This is a genomic window from Vibrio sp. Isolate33 (assembly GCF_022397895.1).
GTDB lineage: Bacteria > Pseudomonadota > Gammaproteobacteria > Enterobacterales > Vibrionaceae > Vibrio > Vibrio pomeroyi.
In genome coordinates this window covers 32,712-47,559 of record NZ_JAKEUP010000007.1, presented here as the reverse complement: position 1 = coordinate 47,559, position 14,848 = coordinate 32,712, and the positions used below count along the sequence as shown (strand labels likewise).

The following is a 14,848-nucleotide window of genomic DNA, read 5'->3' as shown; positions in this document are numbered from 1 at the left end:
AAAGTTATTTATAGAACCACCGGAACGATGATCAAAGAAAACAGTCATTGTTACCGACATAAAAAAAACCGAGCACTAGGCTCGGTTTTTTAATAACTGTTATTACTGTAAAGATTACAGCTCAGCGTTGTGGTAAACCTGCTGAACATCATCACAGTCGTCAAGCATGTCTAAGAACTTCTGGAACTTCTCAGAATCTTCTTCAGCTACTGGCGTAGTCGTTTGAGGAACGAAAGTGATTTCCTCAACGTCTAGCGTTAGCTCTGGGAACGCAGTGTTTAGTGCAGTCTTCGTTTTGAAGAACTCAGTCGTTGGAGCGAATACAGTGATAACACCGTCTTCTAGCTCAACGTCAGTCACGTCTACGTCTTCCATCATTAGCGTTTCTAGGATGATCTCGTCATCTTCGCCTTTGAACTGGAATACAGCTTGGTGAGCGAACATGTGAGAAACAGTACCTTCAACACCGATTTTCGCGCCAGTCTTAACGAAACATTGGCGAACGTCTTGGAAAGTACGGTTGCCGTTGTCAGTTAGACAGTCAACGATCACGCTTGTGCCACCTGGGCCAAAACCTTCGTAACGAGCTGGTTGGAAGTCTTCACCGCCGCCGCCGTTCGCTTTATCGATCGCTTTGTCGATAACGTGAGCTGGTACTTGGTCTTTCTTCGCTTTAGCAATCAGGTGCTTAAGAGGTAGGTTCATGTCTGGGTCAGAGCTGCCGTTCTTAGCCAGTACGTAAATCTCTTTACCGTATTTAGAATAAACTTTAATTTTTGCGCCTGCAGTTTTCGCCATTGAGGCCTTGCGCACTTCAAAACTTCTTCCCATCGGGATCTTCTCTCTGATTCAATTAACGGTGCAAATTCTAGCAAATTACTGTGTCATTTCAATTCTACAGCATTGCTGGGCAAGGTTTGTCTGCGTTTATGCGACACCCATTACCCGTTTGTATTTTTCTACAGACTGTTCAAACCACACCTTTTCATCTGGGTCACCTAGCTTCATTGCTTCTTCAACAATGGCTTCAGGGCCACATTTCGCTTGCTTCAGTTTCCATACAAGAAACGATGCTTGCTTATCCAGTTCGATTTTATTTTTCTCGCTGGGTGGAAGGAGTGAAAGGTTGATAGACATTGCTAGCCTTCGTCTGTAATACACTTGGCCGAGAAATATATCATAGAGCAGCCTCATAAAACCAATACTATGAGTAGTAGAAAGGGTTTATGAGACCCGAAACCAAACAAGTCACTGATGCAGGTCAAGCTAGTTTGAGAGAAGTGACGCCCCATGATGCGAAAGTATTACTTATTCGACTCACCTGATGAGCCGAATAATGAGTTAATCACATCACAAAGGCGCAAGAGTAATTTCTAACCTGCAATACTATTCACTCACCGCGAACACATCGCAGCGTGAAGCACAGATGAAATCATTTTTGTGGAGGCCTTTGATTGAGTGGCTCCACCAAGTAACGGTGACTTTGCCCCACTCCAATAAGATAGAAGGGTGATGGAACTCTTCTTCTGCCAACTCTGACACTTTGTTGCTGAATGCCCATGCTTGTTTGTAGTTCTTGAACTTAAACACCTTCTCAAGCTGTGGGATGCCGTCTCTTTCCATGATCTGCCAGTCAGACAACTCCAATAGTAAAGATTGTTGTTCATCTTTACTTAGGGCAATCGCGTCGATACTGCAGGCTTCGCATTTTTGTTCATTCAACATGTGTTGGTTCCTTGGGTTCAAAAAGTGGTGGTAGTAACCCCGCATCAATCGCGAGATCAGCTTGCTGTAATAGGTTTTCCTGACTGATTTTGAAGAGCTCAGATAGCTCGTCGATTACGTAATATTTCGGCTGCATGATGTCGATGCGATAAGGGGTTCTTAAAACCGTTTGTAGATCGAACCGCTCACGAACGGCTAAATCCCCTCCCAACGCATACATGGTTTCCGCCGGAGACGAAAGAATGCCACCGCCATAGATTTTCAATTGTTGGCCTTCTTTTACTAAACCGAACTCGACCGTAAACCAATACAAACGGGCAAGATAAGCGCGTTGTTTGGATGTCGCCGCTTGGCCTAGTTTTCCATAATGTTCAGTGAAGGCTGCGAAATCAGCATTAGTGAGCATGGCACAGTGACCAAAAATTTCATGAAAGAAATCAGGTTCTTGCAAATAATCGAACTCGTCTCGCGTTCTCAAAAATGTCGCGACGGGGAATTTCTTATTGGCAAGCAAATCAAAGAAACGGTCAAAATCGATTAACGCAGGAACAGGCTGAACCTGCCAACCTGTTGTTTCCTTTAGCACTTTGTTTATCTCTGGAAGCTGGGGAACTCTGTCTAATGGCAGATCCAGCAGGGTCAAACCGTGCAAATAGGCATCACAAGCGCGGTCACTAATGACGTCCAGTTGCCTTTTCACCAAGTCGTGCCAAATGGCATCTTCTTCGAGGCTCCACTCAACCCATCCCTCTTGGCTCACGGGCTTAGAATGATATTGAGTCATTACACACCTCCTTTTGAATGTCTCACTTTAAGCCTATCTCCACTCCTTATAAGCGCCAATTTGCGTGATTTTTCGAAACAGGCGATCGTGTAACATTTTATTTACACAATTCCGGCAAGCGCTTATTTTGCTGAACTTTTGACTTTGTAAAACCTAAATACCAGACTGAAAACGTTAACTTTTTGTTAAAGGTAAAGGAATGCACGAAAGCAATAAGCCCATTTGGCAGCCCAGTGAGCAGCGTATCGCTGATGCCAACTTAACCCGATTTATCGATAGCCTTGAACAATCTGGGTTAAACCTAGATAGGGACGTAAAAAGCTACGCCGAACTCCATCAATGGTCTGTGGAACATCCCGAGTCGTTTTGGCAGAACGTTTGGCAGTTTTGTGGAGTGGTCGGCTCGCAAGACTCTATTAATAAGGTAGAAAGCGAGACCATCAAAGCTCAAGGTGAGAGCCGCTGGCAGCAGCCTAAATCGAATCGTGATGCGGTTTGGTTTCCCAATGCACAAGTAAACTACGCCGAGAACTTGCTGCGTTTGGCACAAACCATGCCTAATGAACTGGCGATTTGGTTTGAGAATGAACGTGGCGAACAACAGAGTTATACATGGAAAACCCTGTGTGAAGCGGTCTCTAGCGTTCAGCAATGGCTTGTCGATAGCGGAGTGAAGCAAGGTGATGTGGTTGCTGCGTATACGCCCTATCTGCCACAAACCGTAATAGCGATGCTGGCAGCCACCAGCTTGGGCGCGATTTGGACATCAACCTCTCCTGACTTTGGTGTCGAGAGTGTGATTGAGCGATTTGGCCAAGTGAAACCCAAGGTGCTGTTCACCTGTGATGGCTATACCTTCAATGGCAAAACGTTCGATATGACGGACAAGAACCGTGAAATTATCGAGCACTTAACCGAGCTAAAACAGGTGTGTCAGATCGGATATTTGGGAAGGAATGACTTTGAAAATGATGTGTCGGCCCGAAGCTGGCACAGCATCATTAACCACTATCAGCCACAACCTGTGCGATTTGTGCGTGTCGGCTTCAATGAACCATTGTTTGTGCTCTACTCTTCCGGTACCACAGGCAAGCCAAAGTGCATTGTTCACTCAGTTGGCGGCACCACCATCAACCACCTAAAAGAACATCAACTTCATTGCGATGTTAAACCAAACGATCGCGTGTTCTATTACACCACTTGTGGTTGGATGATGTGGAACTGGCACGTCTCTGCTCTCGCCAGCGGCGCTTGTTTGGTGATCTTTGATGGCAGCCCAGTTTACCCGCAACCAAACGTTCTATGGGACTTGGCACAGCGCGCCGATGTGTCGCTGTTTGGCACCTCTGCCAAGTATCTAGAAGCGATCGAGAAGGCAGAGCTCTCGCCAATCGACAGCCATTATCTTCCCGACTTAAGAACACTGTGCTCAACCGGTTCTGTGCTTTACCCAGAGCAGTTTGATTACGTTTACAAACACATCAAACAAGACCTGCATTTGGCGTCCATTTCTGGTGGTACGGATATTTGTGGCTGCTTTGTATTAGGTAACCCAATCTCGCCAGTGTATCGCGGTGAGTGCCAACAGGCAGGGCTTGGCGTCGAAATCAAGGTGTTCAATTTGTCTGGTCACAAGGTCGATCACGAACGTGGTGAACTGGTGTGCACAAATTCCCTCCCCAACTTCCCTGTTGGCTTCTGGAATGACACCGGAGAGCGTTATCACAGCACGTATTGGGATAGGTTCGATAATGTGTGGCATCACGGTGACGAAGTCGCACAGAGCCTGCATGGCGGCTATCTGTTCTATGGGCGAGGTGACACCACACTCAACCCCGGTGGTGTGCGAATTGGTACTGCCGAGATCTACCAGCAAGTGAACACCATTGACGGCATCATCGATTCCATCGCCGTCGGTAAAGATCTCGACCGCAATGAGCAGATCTGGCTGTTTGTTCAACTCCAGCAAGGTGTGGATTTAAATGAAACGCTATTGACTGCCATCAAGAGCAAGCTCAAATCATCTTGCTCACCAAGGCATGTGCCCAACCAGATTTTTGCGATCAGTGACGTGCCAAAAACACGCTCTGGTAAACTGGTGGAGTTGGCGGTGAAACAGGTAGTGAATGGTAAGGCTGTCGAGAACATCGGCGCGATAGCCAATGCGGACGTGCTCGATGAGATCAAGCGTGTGATTTCACTTTAGCGCTCTTATCTCATAAGCTCTCAATTAGAAGAAAGTAACTTCCAACAAAAAGCCCTCCACTATTGAACATCGTGGAGGGCTTTTTGATCATAGCAACTGTTTTGTCGTTAACCTGAACTATGCGTTCGCATCAGCCTGATTCTCTGGCATTGCTTCGATAAACGCAGATAATTGATTGCACGCTTCGACAATCGAGTTAATCAGCGGATACAGCGACATATCAACGCCAAAACGCAGCGCGTTGTAGACTTGCGGCACTAAGCAGATATCAACGATACAGGGCGAATCCGTCAGGCTATACACCGAGTCGCCATGTGCTTTTCTGTGCTTTGCTAGCTTCTCTTCCAAAGCATGGAAACCTTGGCTCATCCAGTGATGAAGCCAATCCATTTTTGCCTCTTGCTCGCATGACAACTCTCTCTCCAAATACTGCAACACGCGCAGGTTATTAATAGGATGGATTTCCATCGCGATATCCTGCGCCATTGCCAACGCTTGATAGCGAAGTGGTGTTTGCTCAGGGATCAATAAGGAATCTGGGCTGCTCTCACACAAATCGCTCTCGTCCAAGTATTGTAAGATCGTCAGCGACTGATTGAGTTGAACATCACCATCCACCAGCACTGGCACTAATTCACTGGCATTAAGCTCACGATATTGTGGATCATGCTGCTCGCCGCCATTACGCACCAAATGCACCGATTTCGACTCATAGCTAAGTTGCTTTAGGTTCAACCCAATACGCACCCGATAGGCTGCCGAAGAGCGCCAATAACCATAGAGTGTAATCTTCTTGTTCATAAAGAGCCCTCGTTCATAACGTGCCTCTCTGTAGTTTTACTCTTGTCGTTATCACTAGCGTGGTCGATATTGACTGACTTTCTGGTCAATCGCGCCAAAGATCGAGTCACCATCGACATCAAACATCTCTAGACGAATCGAATCACCAAACGACATGAATTGTGTCGACGCCTTACCATCACGAATCGTCTCTATCATGCGTACTTCTGCAATGCATGAATAGCCTACGCCGCCCTCGGAAATTGAGGTGCCATGGTCAGTGCCTTGCTTATTCGATACCGTGCCTGAGCCAATGATCGCACCAGCCGACAGTGGACGAGTTTTCGCAGCATGGACGATCAGCTCAGCGAAATTGAAGGTCATGTCCACACCGGCATTAGGACAACCAAAAGGTGTGTCGTTGTAGGTTGAAGTCAGTGGCAGGTGTACCTTACTGCCTTTCCACTGTTCACCCAGCTCATCAGGCGTAACGGCAACTGGAGAGAACGCTGAAGAAGGCTTCGACTGGAAGAAGCCAAAACCCTTGGCGAGCTCTGCCGGAATCAAGCCACGCAGCGACACATCATTCACCAACATCAGCAGGCGAATCGAATCATGCGCTTGCTTGGCGCTAGCCCCCATTGGCACGTCACCGGTGACAATCGCGACCTCACCTTCGAAATCGATGCCCCATTCGTCGCTGGCAAATTCGATGTTGTCACGAGGGCCGATAAACGCGTCTGAGCCACCTTGATACATTAATGGATCGACCCAGAAGCTTTCTGGCATTTCAGCACCACGCGCCTTACGCACCAGTTCAACGTGGTTTACATAAGCGCTGCCATCCGCCCATTGATAAGCGCGTGGCAATGGTGATTCACAATACTGAGTGGCAAACACTTCACTGCCCGTTACATGCCCGTTATTTAACGAGGTGTATAGCTCTTCTAACTGAGGAGCAACGCTGTCCCAGTTATCCAAGGCTACCTGCATGGTAGGTGCCAGATGCATCGCGTGGAAGATTTCAGTGGCAGGTACACACTGTTTGAGATCTTTACTCACGACCATCAATAAGCCATCACGAGTACCATTTTTCTTGGTTGCTAATTTCATCCTTGTTGCCCCTTACTTCTCTTGCCAACTGTAGACATATTCTTTGTTCTCAACGCTATCGAGTTCGTCAGAGAACTGCAGTGCATGGCGTGTATCGATCATCACAGCCACTTCATCGGTGAACTTTTTCTTATGCGCTTGCCCAGCCTTAAAGGCTTTAGGATGAGGCCCATGAGTGAAGCCCGCAGGGTGGAAAGTCACCATGCCCGCTTCAATATTATCGCGACTGAAGAAGTCACCAGCGTGATAGAACAGCACTTCATCGTAGTCGTCATTGTTGTGATAGAACGGCACTTTCAGCGCTCCGGGATCGCTCTCAATCGGGCGTGGTACAAAGGTGCACACCACAAAGCCTGCGCCAACAAATGTAGTGTGTGCTGACGGTGGCAAGTGGTAGCGGTGTGACATCAGCGGTCTGATATCGCGCCAATTCACTTTCACTACGGCCAAATCCCCATGCCAGCCAATTGCATCCAGTGGATTGAACGGATAAGTGATCACGCTAACTTTATCGTGGCGTTTTACCTGTACTTGGGTTTGATCTTCTGAATACTGAGCGCGAAATTGATCGTTGATCGACGGGATTTCAAGAACCGCCGGATCAAACACCGCGTGATTACCGACCATGCCTTTCTCTGGCAAGGAATAAGCCGCGTCGGTGTTCTCTATCATCAAGATGAACATCGGCTCGCTTGGCTCTAAGCACCAGTTGGTCGAGCGCGGGATCATCACATAATCCCCTTCACTCACCGCTAGATGACCATAGTCACAATAGAGATCAGCACTGCCTTGGTGAATGAACAGCAGCTCATCGCCATCGGAGTTACGTACCAAGAAATCCATCTTCTCGTCCATGCGCCATACACGAATTTTACAGTCCGCGTTGTGCAAAAGATGAGGCACAGCCCAAGGGGTTATCTGGCTGGCTTTTTCCACCAGCGTAAAATAAAAAGCGCGAGGGCGTAAGTCGCCCTCCCACTCCGACCAACCTGTTGGGGCATGTTGGTGATGAAAGTGAGCGGCAGGGCCGAAAAATCCACTTCGACCCGCCTCTCGCTCATAGATTGCCTCTTCAGGGAAGTCGGCATGCGCTTGTTTAGAACACACCCCCTCCCGATGAGGAAACGAGATCCATTTATGCATCGTCTAATACTCCTCGACGAATCTGGTCCTCTTCGATCGATTCAAACAGCGCCTTGAAGTTACCTTCGCCAAAGCCTTCATTGCCTTTACGCTGAATGATCTCAAAGAACACAGGCCCGATTACTGTCTGCGTGAAAATTTGCAGCAAGATGCCGTCTTTGGTCGGCGCACCATCAATCAGAACGCGTAGGTCGCGTAGCAGATCGGTGTCTTCACCGTGGCCTTTCACACGATCGTCAACTTTCTCGTAGTAGGTATCTGGGGTTGGCATAAAGTCCATGCCGCGATCACGCAAAGTCTTCACGGTTTTGTAGATGTCATCCGTAGCTAGGGCGATGTGCTGGATGCCTTCGCCGTTGTATTCGCGAATAAACTCTTCAATTTGTGATTTGTCGTCTGAAGACTCATTGATAGGGATGCGGATTTTGCCACATGGTGAAGTCATAGCGCGGCTCACAAGGCCTGTTAGTTTACCTTCAATATCGAAGTATCGAATCTCGAGGAAGTTGCCGATACGCTCATAAAAACCAGACCACAGATCCATATTGCCTTGTTTCACGTTATGCGTGAGGTGATCGATCTCATAAAGGCCCACGTCGGCTTTCGCCATGCGCTCTTGCGCGTCATCATAGAATCGGAAATCAACGTCGTAGATGCTCTGCTTGCCGTAGCGATCCACAAAATAAAGCAAACTTTCACCGATACCATAAATGGCAGGAATGCTCAGCTCCATCGGCCCTATTTCTGTTTTATACTCTTCACCACCACCGCTGAAAGCTTGTGTCATTGCCGCAGTTGCATCGTTCACACGAAACGCCATGCCACACACAGATGGGCCGTGAACTTTAGCGAACGCTTCAGCTTGGCTGTGTGGCTGTTCATTGACGATAAAGTTGATGTCACCTTGTCGATACAGCCAAGCCTCTTTTGAACGGTGCTTGGCGATCTCAGCAAAACCAAGTGACACAAACAGCGCTTTAAGTTGCTCAATTCCCTTGTGGTCGACAGCTGTGTATTCAACAAACTCGAATCCATCCGTACCAAGCGGGTTGTATGACTCCACCATGAACTTTCTCCTTGTACCTATTGGTTTTGTATTACTGGTTTTTATTACGTGACTTCTTATGGCTTGAAGAAGTGTTGTGTGTTTTTTGTCTTTAATTAAATTTGGCTCACAAGCGGAAAGATTGGAATGCATGGAAGGAAATGGGTAATCTCGCTAAAAACCCGTCAATTTGTAAAAAAATTGTTACACGAAGACAATTAAGGAATGAAAATGAGTGCTATCAAGGGATTGAAAGGTGATGGTTTGATTTACAACTGAGGAATAGATGTTATTGAATTGTTACACGCATAGGCTTTTAAGCGAAAGGGATGGGATAAATTCGGCTTAGTGCCGCCTTCGATGTTATCAGAAATAGAAGGCGACTTTTGAACTTCATCAATTTAAAGAGTCACAGACGAGATACTCTTGAACGCATAGAAAGCACAGACATTAAACTGATGAGCATTAATAACCCGGTACCGGCACCACTACGTTCAACATCTTCAGCGCTATCATCACTTCTTTCAGCAATGTCTTCACTTGTTGCTCCAGATATCGGGATAAGTTTCACTGCCACCACCCTCTCATCACCCACTCCATCATTACAATAAGCAAAGTGCGCGGTTGAATCATAAGCCATAGAAGAGGAGCTACTTTCGCTCGCAAAACATTGTATTGCCGTCCCAGAGATAACACCCGCGTCATTAATGTCGGTTGCGTCCAATATCCTAAAGTGGTTGTTAGCATCACTGTAGTCACCACCGTTAGTTAGGTCGTCTAACCACCAAGCTTGATCATTATATCTTGCACGTCTATCAGCATAGCTACCAGTGTCGTTGTAAGGGAAAATGAAGCCGCGATGCCTTCTTTCATGGCCGTCTACTTCAGAGTGAGTTTCTGCGTCAACATAGCCAACAATTTCATTGTAATTATTGATCTCACTTGCTTTTCCTTCTGCACTATCAAAGAAAATGTCTTCACCTAAACTTGCGAAGAATGTGGCTGTTGGCGTTGTGTCATTCGCATCAGCGACAAACATACGATTGTCAGACACACGATCCGACGCATAATCACCATCTCGTTTTGCATAACCAATAACCATCATGTTTTCATTAATATCTGTTGCAACAGAATTACTGTGAATGTATGAATCACTCACTTCTACCGTCGCATTAGCGATAAATGTAGTCGTCCAAGCATTTTCCGAAACGCTGAAATTTGACGTACTGCTTGGCCTAAACACAGCAGCCTGCATAAGAAAGTTATCAGAATCATCTAGCTCTGTATTGTAACCAACTAAAACAGGATAAGAGCTATATGTCCCTCTAGATGAAATCGTTGCAGCCCTCACACTCGCCTGTGCTGAAGCTTCATCATCGTTGTAAGAGTAATAGGTCGAACTGGTTTCCCAATCGGATACAGCAAAACGGTTTCCATCATCATTGGGGCCATTCGCATCAGTTATATTCCAGACAAAAGCTCGATTAGCAAAAGCAAAGTTCTGACACTCTGGATATAAAGCAGGCTCAATATCTCCATCGATACAATTATCTAGATCCTCTGCATCACTGTCGGATGTGTACGGAGAGTCATAATCTTTGTATCCATCACTGTAATAAAAAGTCGCAACGGACGCGCTTCCGACCACATAGCTTTCTCCTTCATAACTGAAAGAGTCAAAAGCCATCGTTCTTCCCATTTGGGAAATTATATTCGCTTCGCCGTCAGCATCGCTGATCGTAATACTGGTATCGGCTTCAGGTTGGAGAACCGTAAATTCAGTGCCTGTATCGTAGTAACCACGCTGCCTATACAACTGAATATATTGGTTGTTATAGCTGTAGTAACCACTGCTGGTGTTACCAAGAACAAAACCATTCTCGTTAACTTTAGTGATGACCTTCTCCTCTGTTCCATCAACAAAGGAATAACTATAACTGCTCACATCAGGTGGGTTACTACCGACATCCGGGATCTCACTTAACGAGTAAGAGTCATAAAAAGCCGTGGAATTCGTCTGATAGCTCAACTCGTAATATGCATCACGCTCATTTTTCAAGCCTCCAATACCAGCATCCTCATCGCCATACCACAACAAAGAACTCCAAGCTTCACAAGTCGCGTAGCCAAGTTCGCTCGTGCAGTAGCTATAGATATCGTCATAATCCAAATAGTAGAACGTGTTATCGAGACCTAAAGGGACCTCCTCTTTAAAGGAAAAACCTGGTTCTGCATTTTGAGCTTCCCCTGCGAATGCGTAGTCGGTGTCACCACAACTGGTACTAAAGCAATCCGTTGTACCAAGCTCTGGTTCAACTGCGACCCCATACACCGATTCCGTTTCTACTGGTGATTCCTCTAAAACCACCCTATAAAGCGCAGCGTTGCTATAAGAAGCAACCAACAACGTAGAAGAGACAACAACTGACTTTTTTACCATTGCCTTCATTCTACGGCTCCTAAAAAATAATCCATTTCAATACCAACGATAGCTTTCTGCCTTTATTGCTAAAGACATTAAATTCATGAGTTCAATAGTGGACTAGGATAAAAATAGAAAATGTGGAAACTATGTAGAAACAATGGAGGTTTAAACAACCTGACTTAATGGGCTGATGATCTGATGCGCTATTAAAATTAAGCGCTTACTTTCATCTCCTAGATTTATCCATTTTCTCTGCTAATTTGATCGCTAACCTATTTGCGTCAAAGAAATACACTTATATTTGGTTACGAATAGGAATTAAATTATGAAAAAAATCACGACAGCATTACTTTTACTTACATCGACATTCGCGCTTCAAGCGTGTGCTGAAAGCCGTGAAGGTCCAAGAGAAATGCCAAGCTTTGAAGAAATGGATGCAAACGGTGATGGCGAATTACAATTAGAAGAGCTCAGAGGTCCACTCGCCGATGACTTTGACAAACTAGACGCAGATGGAAGCGGTGGTCTATCGGAAGAGGAAGTTCCGCCACCACCACCAAGACGTCAATAATTGTTAGAGGGTTATCCAAAAATAGTGATAATTCAATGCGAGCTGATGGGACATAGCACCCTGCCAGCTCGCTATTCGTTTCTAACAAAAAGACGCTTATACATGGCCTAAGATGAATTAAGAAATCAATGTCCATATTTCCCACAAGATTGGGGATTAATATTGGTTTAACTCACTTTTGTCTTAACTCATTTTACTGTCCTAATTCACTTTAACTTCTGGAGAGAACGTGCGCATATCAATTTTCACTAAACTGTTTGTTTCAATACTAATGGTATGCGTGACCATGCTCTTTGTACTCACCTATTTTATTAACTCCAGTTTTCAAAGAGGGCTCCAAGATTTCACAAATAATAATGAGATTGCCCTAGCTCAAGAACTCGCCAATAACTTAAAGCAATATTACTCACCTTCCGAAAAGTGGAGGCGGCTAGAACGTGAACCACATTTAATCGCCAGTAGCATTGGTGGTCCCTCACGACCACATGCTCGTGACAGACACCCATCTCCACCACCATTACGAGAGCCGGAAGCGCCTGGTCTTCAACCTATTTGGCAACGACTCAACATTTTAGATCAAAACGGGCGAGCTATAATTGGACCTCCTGAAAACCTACATCACCTTGAAGATGGTCAGCATCAAGCACTAGTCGAAATAACACGGGATGAGCAAGTGATTGGGTATATCTCCATAATCCAGATGGATGAAATATCAGGGCCTTTAGCTGAAAGCTTTTTCAAACAACAAACGACGCATGTAAGCACTATCGCATCGATTACCGTGTTGCTTTCATTTCTTATCGCTTTGTTTCTTGTTAGGCGATTTTTGAAACCATTGCGTGCTTTGTCGAAAGGTGCCAAATCTATCGAAAATGGCGATCTCGATTTCTACATTGAAAAAAGCGGCAATGATGAATTGTCCGATCTCATCGGAATATTCAACGGTGTAGTCGAAACACTAAGAAAACAAAAAACACTTAGAGAACAGTGGTTATCGGATATTTCACATGAACTTAGAACGCCTATCACCGTGCTAAGAAGTGAACTAGAAGCGCTACAAGACGGTATTCGATCACCTGAACCAAAATACATAGACTCGTTACATCAACAAATCATCACACTGGGTCAACTCGTTGAGGATCTTCATCAACTCTCCCTGTATGACATCGGATTTAACCTCAATGTAAAAAACAACGTTGATATACATAAACTGATTGATTCGGTGATCGTTCAAAACTCGATCCGTTTAGAACAAAAAAACATCACATTAACAAAGCACTATAACCATTCAGCCCCACTGTTAACCTTGTGTGATGATAGATTACTGACACAACTGTTTGTGAATCTGTTGGAAAATAGCGCGCGATACACTAGCGATAATGGGCATGTATCGATAGATGTTACCGACATTAGTGATAGTATTATTATCAACGTTGAAGACAGTGATCCAGGTGTACCTGATGCATCACTCCCGCGTTTGTTTGAGAGGCTTTACCGCGTTGATAAATCGCGCAGTCGCTCAAGTGGCGGTTCTGGGCTTGGCTTATCTATCTGTAAAAATATCGTTGAAGCGCACCAAGGACACATTACTGCCGACCACTCAGAATTGGGTGGGCTACGAATCATCATAGCGTTGCCAAAGGAAATAAAATCGTGATTTTAGTCGTCGAAGATGAGCCTGCATTAGCAAGTGTACTGTGTGAGTACTTAGAGCACTCTGGCCTTGAAAGTCATCATATTATCGATGGTAATCTTGTCATTGACTGGGTAAAACAAGCATCGCCTAAACTCATTATTCTCGACCTAATGCTACCCAATCGAGACGGGTTGGATATTTATCGAGAACTGAGAACGTTCAGTGACATCCCAGTAGTTATGGCGACAGCCAAAGTAGAAGAGATTGATCGACTCGTTGGGCTTGAATTAGGTGCAGATGATTATATATGTAAGCCGTACAGCCCGAGAGAAGTGGTCGTGAGGGTGAAAAATATTTTGCGCCGTTCCAACAAGCCCCAAGCCACGTCAGCAACGAACGCCATTGATATTGATGAATTGAGTATGACCGCCGTCCTATGTGGTATTAAGTTAAGTTTAACGCCAGCTGAGTTTCGGCTTTTGCACCTTCTTTATCAAAATGTTGGCCGCATTTATAGTCGCGATCAATTGATTGATAAAATCTACGACGATAGAAGAGTAGTCAGTGATCGCACTATCGATAGCCATATTAAAAACTTACGCAAAAAAATGGTCTCGATAAATGAAAAATGTGACTACATTAAATCCATTTACGGGATAGGTTACAAACTTGAAATAGAATAATACGAATCAAAAAAGCCGCTGTAGTCAGCGGCTTGATAAGTTCTAGAACGAAGCTAATTCGAATATAAGATTCGCGTTAATCCCAGTTGAGAATCGACCAATTTGGTTGATCAGCCAATGCTTTCAAACGCGGGCATGGATTCACTAGATACGCAAAATCAGCGTGTTCACACAAAGGTAAGTCGTTGATTGAATCCGTATAAAAGTGAATGTCTGAGTAGTTGGTTTCTTGGTTGTCTAACCACTCTTTTAAACGCGTCACTTTACCTTCACGGTAGCTTGGCACGCCTGATATTTGAGACGTGAAACGGCCTTGGTTTTCGACTAAATCGATACCGAGTGCATTCTCGATACCAATCTTGCGGCCGACCGCTTCCACTAAGAAAGTCACGCTGGCAGAGATGATCAACATGTCGATGTCATCATTCTCTAGCTGCTCAATCAAAGGTTTCGACTGTTTAAACTGCTTAGGCAGAATATGCTGTTCAACACACTCTTCCACCAAGGCAGTGACTTGCTCTGTTGGCATGTCCGCGAGCGGCTGCATAGCGAAAGTGAGGTAATCTTCCATGTTCAGTTTACCTTCCGAATACAGACCCATTAAGCGCTGATCTTCTTCGATAAAGTTAGGCGAAGTGGCAATGCCCTTTTCAACCAAGAACTCATTCCAAAGCATAGCTGCATCGGCATTGATCAGCGTTTCATCCATATCAAATACATACAAAGGTTTGAACATC

14 protein-coding genes are annotated in these 14,848 nt (G+C 45.3%); 4 read left to right on the top strand and 10 right to left on the bottom strand.

Going from position 1 to position 14,848, the window contains the following annotated elements:
• Positions 1 to 114: 114 nt before the first annotated feature.
• The 4 genes from L1D37_RS12345 to phhA form a co-directional block, all read right to left on the bottom strand.
• The gene (locus L1D37_RS12345) at positions 115 to 831 is read right to left on the bottom strand and encodes a YebC/PmpR family DNA-binding transcriptional regulator (RefSeq protein WP_017057670.1); all 717 of its coding nucleotides are present in this window, start codon (positions 829 to 831) and stop codon (positions 115 to 117) included.
• A gap of 96 nt (positions 832 to 927) precedes the next feature.
• Entirely contained in the window at positions 928 to 1,137 is a 210-nt protein-coding gene (locus L1D37_RS12340; RefSeq protein ID WP_008216860.1) for a DUF3283 family protein, read from the bottom strand.
• Between the two features lie 249 nt (positions 1,138 to 1,386).
• On the bottom strand, positions 1,387 to 1,725 hold the full coding sequence (locus L1D37_RS12335; protein WP_017102223.1) for a 4a-hydroxytetrahydrobiopterin dehydratase: 339 nt from the start codon (positions 1,723 to 1,725) through the stop codon (positions 1,387 to 1,389).
• A complete protein-coding gene (gene phhA, locus L1D37_RS12330) occupies positions 1,715 to 2,509 on the bottom strand; it encodes a phenylalanine 4-monooxygenase (protein ID WP_017630281.1) in 795 nt (264 codons plus the stop codon). The genes L1D37_RS12335 and phhA overlap by 11 nt, the downstream gene beginning before the upstream one ends.
• A gap of 199 nt (positions 2,510 to 2,708) precedes the next feature.
• On the opposite strand from phhA, the gene L1D37_RS12325 reads away from it, so the two are divergent.
• On the top strand, positions 2,709 to 4,715 hold the full coding sequence (locus L1D37_RS12325) for an acetoacetate--CoA ligase (protein ID WP_239848063.1): 2,007 nt from the start codon (positions 2,709 to 2,711) through the stop codon (positions 4,713 to 4,715).
• A 117-nt stretch (positions 4,716 to 4,832) separates the two neighbouring features.
• Here L1D37_RS12325 and maiA read toward each other — a convergent pair whose 3' ends face one another.
• The 5 genes from maiA to L1D37_RS12300 all read right to left on the bottom strand — a co-directional run bounded on the left by maiA (position 4,833) and on the right by L1D37_RS12300 (position 11,245).
• Positions 4,833 to 5,516, bottom strand: coding sequence for a maleylacetoacetate isomerase (maiA, locus tag L1D37_RS12320; protein WP_239848062.1), 684 nt, complete (start codon positions 5,514 to 5,516; stop codon positions 4,833 to 4,835).
• 54 nt (positions 5,517 to 5,570) lie between these two features.
• Positions 5,571 to 6,608 carry a fumarylacetoacetate hydrolase family protein gene (locus tag L1D37_RS12315; RefSeq protein ID WP_239848061.1) on the bottom strand — a complete coding sequence of 346 codons (1,038 nt, stop codon included), beginning with the start codon at positions 6,606 to 6,608 and terminating at the stop codon, positions 5,571 to 5,573.
• A 12-nt stretch (positions 6,609 to 6,620) separates the two neighbouring features.
• Entirely contained in the window at positions 6,621 to 7,751 is a 1,131-nt protein-coding gene (locus tag L1D37_RS12310; RefSeq protein WP_239848060.1) for a homogentisate 1,2-dioxygenase, read from the bottom strand.
• Positions 7,744 to 8,817 carry a 4-hydroxyphenylpyruvate dioxygenase gene (gene hppD / locus L1D37_RS12305; protein ID WP_239848059.1) on the bottom strand — a complete coding sequence of 358 codons (1,074 nt, stop codon included), beginning with the start codon at positions 8,815 to 8,817 and terminating at the stop codon, positions 7,744 to 7,746. The genes L1D37_RS12310 and hppD overlap by 8 nt, the downstream gene beginning before the upstream one ends.
• 388 nt (positions 8,818 to 9,205) lie before the next feature.
• Positions 9,206 to 11,245, bottom strand: a complete 2,040-nt coding sequence (locus L1D37_RS12300) for a DUF3466 family protein (protein ID WP_239848058.1) — start codon at positions 11,243 to 11,245, stop codon at positions 9,206 to 9,208.
• 301 nt (positions 11,246 to 11,546) lie between these two features.
• Here L1D37_RS12300 and L1D37_RS12295 point away from each other — a divergent pair, with 301 nt between their 5' ends.
• The 3 genes from L1D37_RS12295 (at position 11,547) to L1D37_RS12285 (ending at position 14,111) form a co-directional block, all read left to right on the top strand.
• Positions 11,547 to 11,792, top strand: coding sequence for a hypothetical protein (locus tag L1D37_RS12295; protein ID WP_010432281.1), 246 nt, complete (start codon positions 11,547 to 11,549; stop codon positions 11,790 to 11,792).
• A 286-nt stretch (positions 11,793 to 12,078) separates the two neighbouring features.
• The gene (locus L1D37_RS12290; RefSeq protein ID WP_239848157.1) at positions 12,079 to 13,449 is read left to right on the top strand and encodes an ATP-binding protein; all 1,371 of its coding nucleotides are present in this window, start codon (positions 12,079 to 12,081) and stop codon (positions 13,447 to 13,449) included.
• Positions 13,446 to 14,111: a response regulator gene (locus L1D37_RS12285; RefSeq protein ID WP_010432275.1), complete on the top strand. Its 666-nt coding sequence runs from the start codon at positions 13,446 to 13,448 to the stop codon at positions 14,109 to 14,111. The genes L1D37_RS12290 and L1D37_RS12285 overlap by 4 nt, the downstream gene beginning before the upstream one ends.
• A 76-nt stretch (positions 14,112 to 14,187) precedes the next feature.
• Here L1D37_RS12285 and L1D37_RS12280 read toward each other — a convergent pair whose 3' ends face one another.
• Positions 14,188 to 14,847: an HAD family hydrolase gene (locus tag L1D37_RS12280; RefSeq protein ID WP_239848057.1), complete on the bottom strand. Its 660-nt coding sequence runs from the start codon at positions 14,845 to 14,847 to the stop codon at positions 14,188 to 14,190.
• Between the last annotated feature and the right edge of the window lies 1 nt (position 14,848).

What these genes read in the sequence shown, in the direction of transcription:
- L1D37_RS12340 (WP_008216860.1), bottom strand. Translation starts at nt 1,137, where the DNA reads ATGTCTATCAACCTTTCACTCCTTCCACCCAGCGAGAAAAATAAAATC.
- L1D37_RS12345 (WP_017057670.1), bottom strand. Translation starts at nt 831, where the DNA reads ATGGGAAGAAGTTTTGAAGTGCGCAAGGCCTCAATGGCGAAAACTGCA.
- L1D37_RS12315 (WP_239848061.1), bottom strand. Translation starts at nt 6,608, where the DNA reads ATGAAATTAGCAACCAAGAAAAATGGTACTCGTGATGGCTTATTGATG.
- L1D37_RS12310 (WP_239848060.1), bottom strand. Translation starts at nt 7,751, where the DNA reads ATGCATAAATGGATCTCGTTTCCTCATCGGGAGGGGGTGTGTTCTAAA.
- L1D37_RS12300 (WP_239848058.1), bottom strand. Translation starts at nt 11,245, where the DNA reads ATGAAGGCAATGGTAAAAAAGTCAGTTGTTGTCTCTTCTACGTTGTTG.
- L1D37_RS12290 (WP_239848157.1), top strand. Translation starts at nt 12,079, where the DNA reads ATGCTCTTTGTACTCACCTATTTTATTAACTCCAGTTTTCAAAGAGGG.
- L1D37_RS12280 (WP_239848057.1), bottom strand. Translation starts at nt 14,847, where the DNA reads ATGTTCAAACCTTTGTATGTATTTGATATGGATGAAACGCTGATCAAT.
- maiA (WP_239848062.1), bottom strand. Translation starts at nt 5,516, where the DNA reads ATGAACAAGAAGATTACACTCTATGGTTATTGGCGCTCTTCGGCAGCC.
- L1D37_RS12325 (WP_239848063.1), top strand. Translation starts at nt 2,709, where the DNA reads ATGCACGAAAGCAATAAGCCCATTTGGCAGCCCAGTGAGCAGCGTATC.
- hppD (WP_239848059.1), bottom strand. Translation starts at nt 8,817, where the DNA reads ATGGTGGAGTCATACAACCCGCTTGGTACGGATGGATTCGAGTTTGTT.
- L1D37_RS12335 (WP_017102223.1), bottom strand. Translation starts at nt 1,725, where the DNA reads ATGTTGAATGAACAAAAATGCGAAGCCTGCAGTATCGACGCGATTGCC.
- L1D37_RS12295 (WP_010432281.1), top strand. Translation starts at nt 11,547, where the DNA reads ATGAAAAAAATCACGACAGCATTACTTTTACTTACATCGACATTCGCG.
- phhA (WP_017630281.1), bottom strand. Translation starts at nt 2,509, where the DNA reads ATGACTCAATATCATTCTAAGCCCGTGAGCCAAGAGGGATGGGTTGAG.